A 16,836-nucleotide genomic window follows, 5' to 3' on the forward strand; every position below is an offset into this window, starting at 1 on the left:
CGAGAGGTGAATACGCTCGAATGGAAACTGCCCGTCGCTCTACGCGTGGTAGTCGTCGCCGCAGGCCAGGTAGTCTCCTGTTCGGGCAGTTGCTCACTGCCGCGGTGGAGTCCGCGGCCGATGAGGTGGCGGTGCGTTTCGACCCCGCCAACAACCCCGAGACCGCAGTCGAGTTGACCTACCGTCAGCTGGACGAGGACTCGTCTCGGCTGGCCAGGGAACTGATCGAGCGGGGCATCGGCCCCGGCGACGTGGTGGCCATCGGTATCGCGCGGTCCGTCGCGTCGGTGCTCTCAGTCTGGGCCATCGCCAAGACCGGCGCGGCCTACGTTCCGGTGGATCCGAGCTTCCCGCCGGACCGCATCGCGCACATCGTCTCCGACTCCGGGGCCGCGCTCGGCCTGACCACCTCGGCGCACCGACGGGCGCTAGGCACCGGCGTCTACTGGATCGAGCTGGACGACCCGGTGGTGGCCGAGCGCATCCTGCACCGGGAAGAGCGGCCCATCACCTACGCCGACCGGGTTCGCGCGCTGGACGAGCGCCACCCGGCCTACATCATCTATACCTCCGGATCGACCGGTAAGCCGAAGGGCGTCGTCGTCACCCACACCGGTCTCGCGGGTCTGGTGGCCGCCGAACGCGACCACTTCGGGTTCGACGGCGACTCGCGGATGCTGCACGTCGCGTCGCCGAACTTCGACGCGTCCGTGTTCGAAATGCTGCTGACCTTCGCGGCGGGCGCGACCCTGGTGATCGCGCCGCCGAAGGTGTACGGCGGCGACGAACTCACGGATCTGCTGCGCCGCGAGGGTGTCACGCACATGCTGATGACCCCCGGTGCGTTGCAGTCGGTGGACCCCACCGGACTCGACGACCTGCGCGTCGTGATCGCCGGCGGCGAGAAGATCGGCCCGGAACTGGTCGCCCGCTGGGCCGACGGCACGCGCGAGGTCTACAACGCCTACGGCCCGACCGAGGCCACCATCGTCGCCACCAGCACCGCGCCGCTGCACGCCGACGCGCCGATCACCATCGGCTCGGCCATCTCCGGGATGGGCGCGTTCGTGTTGGACAGCGGGATGCGTTTGGTGCCCGCCGGTGTCGTCGGCGAGCTGTACCTTTCCGGCCCCGCGCTGGCGCAGGGCTACCTGAACCGTCCCGGCCTCACCGCGGAACGCTTCGTGGCCAGCCCGTTCGGCGGGGAGTCCGATCCGGTGGGCTCGCGGTTGTATCGCACCGGTGACCTGGTGCGCCGCAGTGAGATCGACGGCACCATCGAGTATCTGGGCCGCTCGGACTTCCAGGTGAAGATCCGCGGCCTGCGCATCGAGCTCGGCGAGATCGACAACGCGCTGACCGCCCACCCGGACATCGACTTCGCCGCGACGCTCGGCCGGTCGCTGCCCTCGGGCGCGACCGCGCTGGTGTCGTACGTGCTGGCGCGGCCCGGCGCGAGCGTGGACACCGACGCGCTCACGGAGTTCGTCGGCCGGTCGCTGCCCGGCTACATGGTGCCCGCGGTGATCATGGTGCTCGACGAGATCCCGCTCACGCCGGTCGGCAAGCTGGATCGGAACGCGTTGCCCGAGCCCGTCTTCGCGGTCAAGGAGTACCGCGCGCCCGCGACCCCGACCGAAGAGATCGTCGCCGAGGTGTTCGCGGCCCTGCTGCTGACGGACGACCCGGACGCCCGCGTCGGCGCGGACGACGACTTCTTCGACCTGGGCGGTAACTCGTTGCTCGCCGTCCAGGCCATCGCGCGGATCGGCACGGCCCTCGGGACGCGGGTGCCGATGCAGCTGCTCTTCGACGCCTCCACGGTGGCCGGGCTTGCCGCGCTGCTGGAGCAGCATGCCGGGTCGGCGCTCGGCCGCGCGCTGGAGCCGCAGCCGCGTCCGGAGCGGATCCCGCTGTCGTACGCCCAGCAGCGCATGTGGTTCCTGAACCGCTTCGATCCGGCCAGCGGGGTCAACAACATCCCGGTCGCCGTGCGGCTTTCGGGTGCGCTCGATGTGACCGCGCTCGGCGCGGCGGTGCGTGACCTCGTGCAGCGGCACGAGGTGCTGCGCACCGTCTACCCCGAATTCGACGGCGCCGGTTACCAGCTCGTGCTGCCCGCCGACGACCCGCGCGCGCTGCCCGAGCTGGTCGCCGAGACCGCCACCGAGGCCGAGGTGTTCGACCTGGTGGCGGCGGCCGTGACCGAGGGCTTCGACGTGACCGCGGCGGCGCCGATCCGGCTGCGCCTGCTCGCGTTGAGCGAGACCGAGCACGTGCTGGTCTGCGTGGTGCACCACATCGCGGGCGACGGTTTCTCGATGGGCCCGCTGACCCGCGACTTGATGGCCGCCTACGCGGACCGCGTCGCCGGGCGCGCGCCCCAGCTCGCGCCGCTCGCGGTGCAGTACGCCGACTTCACGCTGTGGCAGCGCGAGGTGCTCGGCGCGGAGGACGACCCGGAATCGGTGCTCGCCGAGCAGGTCGCGTTCTGGCGCGCGGAATTGGCCGGGCTGCCCGAACAATTGGAGCTGCCCGCGGACCGTCCGCGTCCGTCGGTCGCCTCCTACCGCGGCGATGTGCTGCGCTTCGAGATCGACGCCGAACTGCACACCGCGCTCGCCGGGGTGGCCCAACGCCATCACGCGACGCTGTTCATGGTGGTGCACAGCGCGTTGGCGGTGCTGCTGGCTCGGCTGTCGGGCACCAGGGACATCGCCATCGGCACGCCGGTCGCCGGCCGCGGTGACGCCGCGCTCGACGATCTGATCGGCATGTTCGTCAACACGCTCGTGCTGCGCAACGATGTCGACCCGGCCGCGACGGTCGATCAGCTGCTCGCTGCGGTCCGGCAGGGCGATCTCGCCGCCTTCGGGCACGCCGACCTGCCGTTCGAGCGGCTCGTCGAGCTGCTCGACCCGGTGCGCTCGGCGGCGCGGCACCCGCTGTTCCAGGTGATGCTGACCTTCCAGAATCTGGCACGCACCGAACTGGAATTGCCCGGCCTGACCGTGTCCGGCGTGGACATGACGGTGCCGTTGGCCAAGTTCGATCTGCAACTCTCGATGGCCGAGCGGGTCGATTCCAGTGGTGCCCCCGCGGGCATCTCGGCCGAGATCACCTACGCCACAGACCTTTTCGATCCCGCGACGGTGCGCGGGTTCGCCGACCGATTCGCGCTGGTCCTCGCGGCGATCGCGGGCGATCCCACCGCCGTGATCGGCGACATCGACCTGCTCGCGCCGGAGGAGCGCGCCGCGGTGCTCACCGGCTGGAACGACACCGCGTACCCGGTGCCCGCCGCCACCCTGGTCTCGCTGTTCGAGCGCCGCCGGGCCGCGACGTCGTACGCGACCGCGCTGGTGTTCGAGGACGAGCGGCTTACCTACGCGGAGTTCGGCGCCCGGGTGCACCGCATGGCCCGGCTGCTGCTCGCCGCCGGTGTCGGTCCCGGTTCGCTTGTGGCGCTGGCTATTCGACGCTCGACCGAGCTGGTCGTCGCGATGTACGCGGTGCTGGAGGCGGGCGCGGGCTACGTTCCGCTCGACCCGGACCAGCCCGCCGAGCGCGTGGACTACGTCCTGGAGACGGCCCGTCCCGCCCTGGTCCTCACCACCCAGCGGGACGGTTTCGACACCTCCGCCGCGCCCGTCCTCGCGGTGGACGCGCTCGAACTCGACGGCTACGAATCCGCGCCGATCTCGGATTTCGAACGGGCGCGCCCGATTCGGCCGGGCGACACCGCGTACGTCATCTTCACCTCGGGTTCCACCGGCCGCCCGAAGGGCGTGGCCGTCACCCACGCCGCGATCGTGAACCGCCTGCTGTGGATGCAGTACGAGTACCCGCTCGGCGCCGACGACGTGGTGTTGCAGAAGACTCCGGCCACCTTCGACGTGTCGGTGTGGGAGTTCTTCTGGCCCTTGCAGGTCGGTGCGCGGTTGGTCGTGGCGAAGCCGGACGGTCACCGCGACCCGCTGTACCTGGCCACGGTGATGCTCGAACAGAACGTCACCACGGCGCATTTCGTGCCCTCCATGCTTTCGGTGTTCGTCTCGACGCTGGCCGACGGTGCGCCGGTGCCGCCGCTGCGTCAGGTGTTCGCCTCGGGTGAAGCCCTGCCCGCGCCGACCGCACAGCGCCTGCGTGAGCTGACCGGTGCGCGCCTGCACAACCTGTACGGCCCGACCGAGGCCGCGGTCGACGTCACCTACCACGAGGTGATCGACGCCGACGAGACCTCGGTGCCGATCGGCCGTCCGGTGTGGAATACCCAGCTGTACGTGCTGGATTCGCGTTTGCACCCCGTCGCCCCGGGTGTCGCGGGTGAGCTGTATCTGGCGGGCGATCAGCTGGCGCTGGGCTACCTCAGCCGCAGCGACCTCACTTCGGATCGCTTCGTCGCCAATCCTTACGGCGCCGCTGGTTCGCGTATGTACCGCACCGGTGACCTGGTGACCTGGAACGCGAACGGTGAGCTGGAGTACTTGGGCCGCACCGACTTCCAGGTGAAGCTGCGTGGTCTGCGTATCGAGCTGGGCGAGATCGAGGCGGCGCTGCTGGCGCAGCCGGGTGTCGCACAGTCGGTGGTCGTGCTGCGCACCGATCCGCACGCCGGTGATCAGCTGGTGGGTTACGTTGTCGCCGAGCCGGATTCGTCGCTCGAAGCCGAGGCCGTGCGCAAGGAGCTCGCGGCCGTGCTGCCCGGCTACATGGTGCCCGCGGCGCTGGTCGTGCTGGACGCCTTCCCGCTGAACCCCTCCGGCAAGCTGGACCGCAAGGCACTGCCCGCGCCCGTGTTCGGCGGCGGCTCGGAGTTCCGCGCGCCCAGCACGCCCATCGAGCAGACCGTCGCCGAGGTGTTCGCGGCCCTGCTCGGCGCGAACGAGATCGGCCTCGACGACGACTTCTTCGCGCTCGGCGGCAACTCGCTGCTCGCCACCAGGGTGGTGGCCAGGCTGAACGCGGCATTGGACGCGAACATCGAGGTCCGCGAACTGTTCGAGGCTCCCACGGTGGCCGCGCTCGCCGCGCGCGTCGTGCCTGGCGAGCCCGGCGACGCCCGGCCGCCGCTCGTGGCCGCTGTCCGTCCGGACCTGGTGCCGCTCTCGCTCGCCCAGCAGCGCATGTGGGTGATCAACCAGATCGACCCGGATTCGGCGGCCTACAACATCCCGTTCGCCATCCAGCTCGCGGGCAGGCTCGACGTGGCCGCGCTGCAACAGGCCGTGCTCGACGTGCTGGAGCGGCACGAGGCGCTGCGCACCAGCTACCCCGTGTCCGCCGCGGGCGAGCTTCCGCACCAAGAGATCTCGACCGTCGCCGACACGCTGCCCGGCGGGCTCGCGGTGGAGCAGCCGACCGACATCATGGGCCGCGTCGTCGAACTCATGTCGGGCGGCTTCGACGTCACCGAGCGGCCGCCGGTGCGGATCGCGCTGCTCAACGGCGGCGTTCCGGACAAGCACCTGCTCGTCCTCGTCACGCACCACATCGCCGCCGACGGCGCCTCGCTCGCGCCGCTCGCCCGCGACCTCATGACCGCCTACATCGCCCGCACCGAGGGCGAGGCGCCGGGCTGGGCGCCGCTGACCGTGCAGTACGCCGACTACGCGCTGTGGCAGCGCGAAGTCGTCGGCGTGGTGGAGGACGAGAACTCCGTCGCCGCACGGCAATTGGCGTACTGGTCGGAACAGCTCGCCGGTCTCACCGGCGCCGCGGCGCTGCCGCAGGACCGCCCGCACCCGCCGGTGCCGTCGATGCGCGGCGCCTCGGTCGGCTTCCGGCTGCCCGCGGACGTGCACGGCGAACTCGCCCGCCTCGCGCGGGAGCAGAACTCGTCGCTGTTCATGGTGCTGCACGCCGTGCTCGCCGTGCTGCTCGCGCGCCTCACCGGCGACTCGGACGTCGCCATCGGCACTCCGATCGCCGGCCGCGGCGACCGCGCGCTCGACGACCTGGTCGGCATGTTCGTCAACACCCTGACGCTGCGCACCGCCGTCGATCCCGACGCCACTTTCGCCGAACTGGTCCAGGCGGCGCGGGAGACGGATCTGACGGCGTTCGCCAACGCCGACATCCCGTTCGAGCGCGTCGTCGAGACCGTCGCACCCGGTCGCGCGGGCACGAACAACCCGCTGTTCCAAGCGGTTCTGGCCTTCCAGAACCTGGAGCGGCCGACCCTGGAGCTGCCCGGCCTGACCGTTGGCGTGCTGGACTCGGAGTCGATCGCGGCGAAGTTCGACCTGCTGCTGAACGTCGAGCCGCGCCACCGCGAGGACGGTTCGCCCGCCGAGCTGGCCGCCGTCTTCACCTACGCCATCGACATCTTCGACGAGGCGACCGTGCGTTCGTTCGCGCGCCGCCTCGCCATGGTGGCCAGCGCGGTCGCCGCCGACCCGCACCAGCGCGTCGGCGCGATCGACCTGCTCGAGCCGGTCGAGCGGGACCGGTTGCGCCCCAACCGTATTCCGGTGTCGCGCGACATCACGCTGCCGCAGCTGCTGCGCACCGCGGTGCAGACCAACCCGGACGGCATCGCCGTCGTGGTCGCCGACGCCGCCGAGCATTACGCCCAACTCCGTTACGCCGACCTGGATCTGCGCTCGACGCTGCTGGCCCGGCTGCTCATCGATCGCGGCATCGGCCCGGACGACGTGGTGGCCGTTGGCATTCCGCGTTCGGTCGAGTCGGTGCTCGCGGTCTGGGCGGTGGCCAAGACCGGCGCCGCCTTCGTGCCGGTGGACACCAACTACCCGGCCGAGCGCATCGGCCACATGGTCAAGGATTCGGGCGCGGTGCTCGGTCTGACGGTCTCCGACGCCCAGCGGGCGCTGCCGGGGCTCGTCGAATGGCTGCTGCTCGACGACATCGAATTCGTCAGCGGGCTCGCGGTGTACTCGGCCAAGCCGATCGCCGACGCCGACCGGGTGCGTCCGCTGCGGCCCCAGCACCCGGCCTACGTCATCTACACCTCCGGCTCGACCGGCACGCCCAAGGGTGTCGTCGTCACACACGCCGGTCTCTCGGGCTTCTGCGACGAACAGCGCGAGCGCTACCGGGTGACGCCCGGTTCGCGGACGCTGCACTTCGCGTCCCCGTCCTTCGACGCCTCGGTGCTCGAGCTGCTGCTCGCGGTGGGCGGCGCCGCGACGATGGTGGTCGCCGCGCCGGAGGTCTACGGCGGCGCCGGTCTCGCGGAGCTGTTGCGCCGCGAGCGGGTGACGCACGCGTTCGTCACGCCCGCGGCGCTGGCGTCCATGGACCCGGCCGGTCTGGACGAACTGCGCGTGCTGATCACCGGCGGCGAGGCGTGTCCGCCGGAACTGGTGCGGCGCTGGGTGATTCCGGTCGCGCACGGCATGCGGCAGTTCTTCAACGCCTACGGTCCGACCGAGGCGACGGTCATGACCAACGTGACGTCGTCGATGATGCCGGACTTGCCGGTGACCATCGGCGCGCCGATCCGCGGCATCGCCGCGTACGTGCTCGACGAGCGGCTGCGCCCGGTGCCGACCGGCGTGGCGGGTGAGCTGTACGTCTCGGGCGCGCAGCTGGCGCGCGGCTATGGCGGCCAGTCCGGCCTTACGGCGAGCCGCTTCGTCGCGGATCCGTTCGCCGCGGGCGGCTCGCGCATGTACCGCACCGGCGACCTGGTCCGCTGGACCTCGCGTGGCGATCTGGAGTACCTGGGTCGCAACGACTTCCAGGTCAAGGTCCGCGGCTTCCGCATCGAGCTCGGTGAGATCGACGCGGTGCTCGCGGCGCACGACAGCGTGGACTTCGTGGTCACCGTCGGACACGAACTCGACAGCGGCAGCACGATTCTCGCCTCCTACGTGCACGCGGCGCCCGGCGCGCTGGTGGACGTCGCGACGCTGACCGCGTTCGCGGAGGAGACGCTGCCGCGCCACATGGTGCCCACCGCCATCACCGTCCTCGACGAGATCCCGCTGACACCGGCGGGCAAGCTGGACCGTCGCGCGTTGCCCGCACCGCAGTTGCAGATCAAGGAGTTCCGCGCGCCCAGCGGGCCGCTGGAGCAGCTCATCGCCGAATTGTTCGGCGAGGCTCTTGGTTCCGAGGAGCCGATCGGCGCGGACGACGACTTCTTCGCGCTCGGCGGCAACTCGCTCATCGCTACCCAGGTGATGGCCCGCCTCGGCAGCGCGCTCGGCGGCCGCCTCGAGGTGCGCGAACTGTTCAACGCCTCGACCGTGGCCGGTCTGGCCGCGCGGCTGGCGCAGAGCCCAGGAGCCGCACCCGCTCGACCGGCGCTGGTCGCCGGTCCGCGCCCGGAGCGGATTCCGCTCTCGCCCGCGCAGCGGCGCTACTGGTTCCTCAACCAGTTCGACACCGCCGCGTCGGCCGTCGACAACATCCCGCTCGCGGTCCGGCTGACCGGTGCGCTCGACGTCGACGCGCTCGGCCAGGCGATCGCCGACGTGGTGGCGCGGCACGAGGTGCTGCGCACCACCTACCCCGGCTCGGACGAGGCGCCGCGCCAGCTCGTCCATCCCGCGTCGGAGCAGCCCGCCGAATTGGTCCCGATCGACATCACCGAGGGCGATCTGCAGTCCGCGGTGGTCGATTTCGCGTTGACCACCTTCGACGTGACGACCGAGGTGCCGTTCGCCGTGACGCTGTTCCGGCTGGCCCCCACCGAGCACGTCCTCGCGATCGTGGTGCACCACGTCGCGGCCGACGGCGCCTCGATGAACCCGCTGGCCCGCGACGTCATGACGGCCTACGCGGCCCGAGCGGCGGGCGCGGCGCCGAGCTTCGCGCCGCTGCCCCTGCAATACGCCGACTACGCGCTGTGGCACGACGCGGTGCTCGGTTCCGAGAGCGATCCGGAATCCATTGCCGCTCAGCAGATCTCCTACTGGCGCACGGCGCTGGCCGGGCTGCCCGATCAGCTGGAGCTGCCCGCCGACCGTCCGCGGCCGCCGGTGCAGTCCTTCCGCGGCGCCACGCTGCGCACGGTGATCCCGGCGGACCGGCACGCCGCGCTGCACGAGCTGGCGCGTGCCAACCACGCCTCGCTGTTCATGGTGGTGCACGCGGCGCTGGCGGTGCTGCTGGCGCGGCTCTCGGGCACCGACGACATCGCCGTCGGCACCCCGCTCGCGGGTCGCGGCGAGCGCGAACTCGACGACCTGATCGGCATGTTCGTCAACACCGTGGTGTTCCGCACCAAGGTGCGCCCCGGCGAGCGGTTCGCCGACCTGCTCACCGAGGTCCGCGAACGCGACCTGGAGGCGTTCGCCAACGCGGACGTGCCGTTCGAGCGTCTCGTCGAGGTGCTCAACCCGGCGCGGTCGACGGCGCGCAATCCGCTGTTCCAGATCGGTCTTTCGTTCCAGAACCTCGCCGAGTCCACCTTCGAGCTGCCCGGAATGACGGTCGGCGCGGTGGATTTCGACGCCAGGCTGGCCAAGACCGATCTGCAGCTGACGGTGACCGACCGCTACGCCGTGGACGGCGCGCCCGCGGAGCTGGTCGCCGACTTCAGCTACGCCACCGACCTGTTCGACGAGGCCACCGTGCGCGGCTTCGCGGAGCGGTTCGAGCGCGTGCTGGATGCCGTGATCGCCGACGCCGCGGTGTCGGTGGGCGAGATCGATCTGCTCTCCGCCGAGGAGAGCGAGCGAATCCTGCGGTCCTGGAACGACACCGGACACCCGGTGGATTCCGCGGCGACCCTGGTGTCGCTGCTCGACGCGACCGTGGCCGGTTCGCCGCATGCCCCCGCGCTCGTCGCCGACACCGGCGCGGGCCTGCTCGAGCTGACCTACGCCGAGCTGGACGCTCGGGTCAACCGGTTGGCGCGGTATCTGATCGGTCGTGGTGTGGGTCCGGAGGATCGGGTGGCGTTGGCCATTCGCCGGTCGACGGATCTGGTGATCGCGATGTACGCGGTGGCCAAGGCCGGTGCGGCGTACGTGCCGATCGATCCGGGTCAGCCCGCCGAGCGTGTCGACTACATCCTGGACACCGCGGCCCCGCGCTGCGTGCTGACCACCGCGGCCGATGGCTTCGCCAGCACCGCCGCGGCGACCGTGTCGCTGGAGACGCTGGACCTGACGGCCTTCTCACCCGCGCCGATCGCGGCGAACGAGCGCAATGGTGTTCTGGTTGCGGCGAATACGGCGTATGTGATCTTCACGTCGGGTTCGACGGGTCAGCCCAAGGGTGTGGCGGTGCCGCACGCGGCGATCGTGAACCAGTTGTTGTGGAAGTCGGACGAATTCGGTCTCGACAGCGAGAACGTGGTGCTGCTGAAGACGGCGGCGACGTTCGACTTGTCGGTGTGGGAGTTCTGGTCCGCGGCGGTCAGCGGTGGTCGCCTCGTCGTCGCCTCCGCCGATGGCCATCGGGATCCGTCGTATTTGAACGCGTTGATGCGTTCGACGGGTGTGACCACGTTGCATGTGGTTCCGTCGATGCTCGACGCGCTGCTCACCGACTCCGAAGGGCGGCTGCCCGAGTCGCTGCGGCGGGTGCTGGCGATCGGCGAGGCGCTGCCCGCCGCGCTGGCCCAGCGGGTCCGCGCGGGCGGCACCGAGCTGTTCAACCTGTACGGTCCGACCGAGGCGGCGGTGTCCATCACCAACCACCCGGTCACCGATGCCGATGCGGGCTCCGTCCCGATCGGCGTGCCGGAGTGGAACAGCCGTGTCTACGTGCTCGACGCCATGCTGCGCCCCGTCCCCGCGGGCGTGCCCGGCGAGTTGTACTTGGCCGGTGCGCAATTGGCGCGCGGCTACTTCGCGCGTCCCGGTCTCACCGCCGACCGCTTCGTCGCCGATCCGATCGCCGCGGCGGTCTCCGGCGACGCGGGCGCGCGGATGTACCGCACCGGCGACCTGGTGGTCTGGAACGCCGACGGCGAGCTGGAGTACCGGGGCCGCACCGACTTCCAGGTGAAGGTCCGCGGTTTCCGCATCGAGCTCGGCGAGATCGACGCCGCGCTCACCGCGCAGCCCGGCGTCGACTTCGCGATCACCGTCGGCCGCGAAACCGGCGGGCGCGCGACGACTCTCGTCTCCTACGTGGTGCCGCTCCATGGCGCGCGGCTCGACCCCGACGCGCTCGTCGCGCAGCTGGGCCACCAGCTGCCGGATTACATGGTGCCCGCGGCGGTCGTGGTGCTCGACGAGCTGCCGCTCACCTCGGTCGGCAAGGTGGACCGGTCGGCGCTGCCCGAGCCGGTGCTGCCGACCCGCGAGTACCGCGCGCCGCGCACGGCGGAGGAAGAGGTCATCGCGTCGGTCATCGGCGAGGTGCTCGGCATCGAGCGCGTCGGCGTCGACGACGACTTCTTCGCCCTCGGCGGCGACAGCGTCGTCTCCATCCAGGTGGTGGCGCGGGCGCGGGCCAAGGGCGTGCTGTTCACCCCACGCCACGTCTTCGAGGCGCGCACCGTCGCGGCGCTCGCCACGGTCGCCACCTCGGCCGCAGCCGCCGTCGCCGAGCAGACCGGCGAGCTGCCGCTGACCCCGGAGGCCGCCCGCCTGCTCGCGGCGCGGCCGGACGGTGTCGAGGTGCGCGCGATCGTGCTCGACGTGCCCGCCGACCGCCCGGTGCCGATGGTGCGGGCCGCGATCGACGCGGTGCTGCAGCAGAATCCGATGCTCTGGGTGCGGCTGCGCCCGGCGGCCGACGGCGTTCCCGCGGCCTTCGACCTGCCCGCCGCGCCGACGCCGGACGACCAGCCGTTCTACCTGCTGGAGGACACCGCGGCCGCCGCCGTCCCGCTGGACGACGTGGTGCAGGCCGCCGCCGCGGCGCTCGACCCGACGCAGGGGCGCAACATCCGGTTCGTCCGCATGGGTCCGGACACGGCCGCCCAACTGGTCGTCGTCGCCAACGGGCTCGTGCTGGACGACCACTCGTGGCGCACCGTCATCGATCAGCTCACCGCGGGCTGGTCGCGGCACCGCCACGCCGCGCCCGAGGCGACCGAATCCGGTCTCGGCACGGTGCTGCGCGCCCTCGCCGCGAAGGCCGAGGACCCGGCGACGCTCGCCGAATTGCCCTGGTGGCAGCAGACCTTGGCGGATGTGACGGCGGAACCGCCTGCGGGAGCCGATCTCTCGATTCGCTCGCGCGTCTCGCTCACCATCACCTCCGAGGGTGCGGCCGCGGTGACGACGATGGCGCAGGCCTACCACGCCACCGTCGACGAGGTGCTGCTCACCGCGCTGGCCATCGCCATGCGCACGGCAGGGAAGGAAACCCTCGCGCGCGCCGCGGGTCCGGTGGTCCGGCTCACCGCCGACGCACGCGATCGGGCGCACTCGGACCTGGTCGGCGGCTTCACCACCGACTACCCGCTGCCGCTGGTGCTGTCCGGCGTCGACATCGCCGACGCACTGGTCGGCGGTCCGGCCGCGGGCGTCGCGCTCGGGCAGATCAAGGAGCTGCGCCGCTCGGTGCCTTCGGGCGGTGTCGGCTACGGCCTGCTGCGCTACCTCAACGGCGCGGCCGAACTGCCCGCCGCGGGCCTGATTCGGTTGCGTTACCGGGACGTGCGCCCGGCGAAGATGCACACCGACGCCGCGGCCGAGGATCTGCTGCTCGACATCGTCGTGGAGGCCACCCGCGAGGGCCTGCGCGCCAGGTTCGACTTCGCCGCAGCCGTTTTCGCCGGTGACGACGTGAAAACCTTTGCCGAGCACTGGGTCAGGGCCCTCGGCGGTCTCGCCGAGCACGCCCTGCGCCCCGGCGCGGGCGGCTACACGCCGTCGGACTTCCCGCTGGTGCGGCTCACCCAGTCCGATCTGGACCGGTTCGGCGGCGCGTACCCCGAACTGGGCGACGTCTGGCCGATGACGCCGTTGCAGTCGGGCATGCTGTTCCACGCGCAGCTCGCCGACGCCTCCATCGACGCGTACATGCTGCAGTTCGTGCTCGACCTCGACGGCAGGGTGGACGCGGCGCGGTTGCACGCCGCGGCCCAGGCGCTGCTCGATCGGCACGCCAACCTGCGGGTCGCCTTCGCCGACACCGGCGACGGCCGCGCGGTGCAGGTGGTGCCGGATTCGGTCCAGGCGCCGTGGCGTCAGATCGCGCTCGACCACCTCGATCCGGCCGTCGCCGCGAGCGAGGCGGAGCGGATCAAGGCCGCCGACATGGCGCAGCACTTCGACATGCGAACCGCGCCGCTGCTGCGCTTCACGCTGCTGCGCACGGCCACCGAGCGGTTCCACCTGATCGTGACCAGCCACCACATCCTGCTCGACGGCTGGTCGGTGCCGCTGCTGATGCGTGAGCTGCTGACCGTCTACGCGCTCGGCGTCCGCTCCCGTCATCTGCCGAAGATCCGGCCGTACCGCGACTACCTGGAGTGGCTGGTCGCACAGGATCCGGACGCGGCGCGCCAGGCGTGGCGCTCGGCCTTGGCGGGCGTCACCGAACCGACCCCGCTGGTCGGCGCGGCGAACCGCGAGATCGCCGCGGGCATCGGCGAAGTCGACTTCGTCTTCTCGCCCGAGCAGACCGCGGCACTGACCGGCGCGGCCGCGCGCGCGGGCGTCACCGTGAACACCGTGGTGCAGGCGGCGTGGGCGCTGCTCATCGGCCGTGTCACCGACCGTGACGACGTGGTCTTCGGCGCGACCGTCTCCGGCAGACCCGCCGAGCTGGACGGCGTGGAGACCATGGTCGGCCTGTTCCTCAACGCCATTCCGGTGCGGGTGCGCCTCGACGCGACGCAGACGCTCGCCGAGCTGCTTCGCACGCTGCAGGACGAGCAGGCGGCCCTGCTCGACTACCACTACCTGGGCCTGAGCGAGATCCAGAACACCATCGGTGTGGACGGCCTCTTCGATTCGCTCGTGGTGTTCGAGTCCTACCCGGTGGACCGGGAGGGATTGCGCCGCGCCAGTGCGATCGACGGCATGAGCGTCAGCGGCGTGCACGTCGCCGACGGCACGCACTACCCGGTGTCGGTGATCGTCGCGCTCGGCGAGCAGCTGCACGTCGGGATCAAGTACCTGCGCGACCTGTTCGACGAGGCCGCCGCGCGGACCCTCGCCGACCGGCTCGCCGCGCTGATCGGCGCGTTCGTCGCCGAGCCGCGCGCGCGGGTCGCCGAGGTCGACGCGCTGCTCGGTCAGGAACGAGCCGCGCTGACCGCCCGCAATGCCACCGAAGTGCCCGAGCTGCTGGACGATTCGACGTTGCTCTCGCTGTTCGACGCCCAGCTCGCCAAGACACCGAACGCGACAGCGCTGATCTTCGGCAACACCAAGGTCAGCTACGCCGAACTCGACGCCAGGTCGCGGCGGCTCGCGCGGGAGCTGTCCGCGCGCGGCGTCGGCCCGGAATCGCTGGTGGCCGTGGCCATGCGGCGCAGCGTCGACCTGGTCGTCGCCATCTACGCCGTGCTGCGCGCGGGCGGCGCGTACGTGCCGGTCGACCCGGACCATCCGGTGGAGCGCAGCGAGTACGTGCTGGCGGGCGCGTCGCCGGTGTGCGTATTGACCACGGCGCGTACCGGTTTCGGCACGGCCACCGGTGTGCCGGTGGTCGCGGTGGACGCGCTCGAGTACGCCCCGAGCATTGTCGCGACCGCCGATGCGCCGGTGCGGGCCGACAACGTCGCCTACGTCATCTACACCTCCGGTTCGACCGGCCGCCCGAAGGGCGTGGCGATCACGCACCGGCAGATGGCCAACCAGTTCCGCTGGGCCCAGCGCGCGTACCCGCACGACGGCTCCGACGTGGTGCTGCACAAGACGCCGATCACCTTCGACATCTCGACGTGGGAGTTGTTCTGGCCGTTGCAGACCGGCGCCGCGGTGCTGATCGCCGAGCCCGACGGGCACCGCGATCCGGCCTACCTGGCACGGGTCATCGCCGAACATCGCGTCAGCACGGTGCATTTCGTGCCCTCGATGCTCGACGCGTTCCTGGACGGTGCGGACGAGGACGCCCATCTCCCCGCGCTGCGCCGGGTCTTCGCGGCCGGTGAGGCGCTCTCGGCGGAGACGGCCGAGGCCTTCGCCGCCGCGCTGCCCGACGCCGAGCTGGTGAACTGGTACGGCCCCGCCGAGGCGACGGTCGTCACCGCGCACCCCGGCCACGCGGACGGTGGTTCGGCCGTGCCGATCGGTACGCCGGTGGCCAACACCAAGGTGCACGTGCTCGACCGCCAGCTGCGCCCGGTGCCGCTCGGCGCGGCGGGCGAACTGTACGTCGCGGGTGTGCAATTGGCCCGCGGCTACCACGGCGCGCCCGCCCTCACCGCGGAACGCTTCGTCGCGCACGAGGACGGCGAGCGGCTCTACCGCACCGGCGACGTGGTGCGCTGGCGTCCGGTCGGCGACGGCGCGGCGCTGGAATACCTGGGCCGCAGCGACTTCCAGGTCAAGCTGCGCGGTCAGCGTGTCGAGCTCGGCGAGATCGAGGCCGTGCTCGCCGATCACGACGAGGTGCGCCACGTCGCGGTCTCGCTGGTCCGGCTCGCCACCGGCGATCGGCTGGTCGCCTACGTCGTTCCGGTGCCCGGCTCGGCCGTGGACATCGATGACCTCCTCGCGTACGCACGCGCCGCGCTGCCCGCGTACATGGTCCCCTCGGCGATCGTGCCGCTCACGGCGATGCCGCTGAACGCGAGCGGCAAACTGGATCGCCGGGCGCTGCCCGAGCCGCAGCTGGCGTCCCGCGACTACCGCGCACCGGCGACGCCGATGGAGCAGGCCGTCGCCGCGGTCTTCGCCGAGGTGCTCGGCGTGGACCGGGTCGGCGCCGACGACGACTTCTTCGATCTCGGCGGCAACTCGCTGGTCGCGACCCGCGTGGTCGGCAGGCTGCGCGGGCTGACCGGCGCCGAGGTGCGGGTGCAGTGGTTCTTCACCGACTCCACGGTCGCCGCGCTCGCCGCCAAGATCAGCACCGCGCAGGAGAACGGCGTCGACTACTCGGCCGATTCGGCCGCCGCCCTCGGCCCGCTGCTGCCGATCCGCGGCACCGGTTCGGCGGAGCCGCTGTTCTGCTTCTATCCGATGGCCGGACTCTCGTGGAGCTACGCCGGCCTGGTGCCGTACGTGGATCGGTCGCGTCCGATCATCGGTCTCCAGTCGCCCGCGCTCTCCGAGGACGACTACCTGCCCGAGTCGCTCGACGCGATGGCGGCGCGCTGCCTGGCCGAGATCCGCTCGGTCCAGCCGCAGGGCCCGTACCACCTGCTCGGCTGGTCGCTCGGCGGCATCCTGGCGCACGCGGTCGCGGTGCGGTTGCAGGCGGCGGGGGAGCGGGTCGCGCTGCTCGCCATGCTGGACAGCCACCACGACATCGGCGCCGGTGATTTCCGCGACGCGCTGCGTGGTGCGCTCGCCGAGATCGGCATCGGCGCCGACGACCTGCTCGGCGGCGGTGACGTGCACGATCTCAGCGATGCCTCGCTCGCCGCGCTGCACGCCACCATCCCGCCGGAGCTGGCCGTGCTGACGCCGGAACGGCTGCGCCGCATCTACCGCAGCGCGGTCCGTTCGGCGGAGCTGATCGCCGAGCATCGGCCCGGCGTGTTCCGGGGCAGGCTGGAGTACTTCAGCGCCCGGATCCTCGGGGCGAACCTGGTGCACGGCATCGACCCGGAGACCTCGGCGAACAAGTGGCAACCGTTCGTCGACGGCGTCGTCGCCGATCACCCGATTCAGACGACGCACGACGAGATGACCTCGCAGATGGCGCTAGCCGAGATCGGACCGAGACTTTCGTCATTGGTTCCCGGGGCCGGAGAAGATCACAATCCGGCTGGTCAGGCATGATGGGGCAACGGGTAGGTAACAATGCCCCCTGTTCTGACGACTACATAGGCCGTATGGT

At 71.4% G+C, this 16,836-nt stretch carries 1 protein-coding gene; it reads left to right on the top strand.

Translation table 11 applies throughout. From position 1 onward, the window contains the following. Positions 1-20: 20 nt before the first annotated feature. Positions 21-16,778, top strand: coding sequence for an amino acid adenylation domain-containing protein (locus T333_RS06740; RefSeq protein WP_496423929.1), 16,758 nt, complete (start codon positions 21-23; stop codon positions 16,776-16,778). Positions 16,779-16,836: the final 58 nt, after the last annotated feature.

The organism is Nocardia sp. CNS-044 (genome assembly GCF_059570515.1).

Excerpts from the sequence above, each read along its gene's own strand:
- T333_RS06740 (WP_496423929.1), top strand. The coding sequence starts at position 21 with ATGGAAACTGCCCGTCGCTCTACGCGTGGTAGTCGTCGCCGCAGGCCA.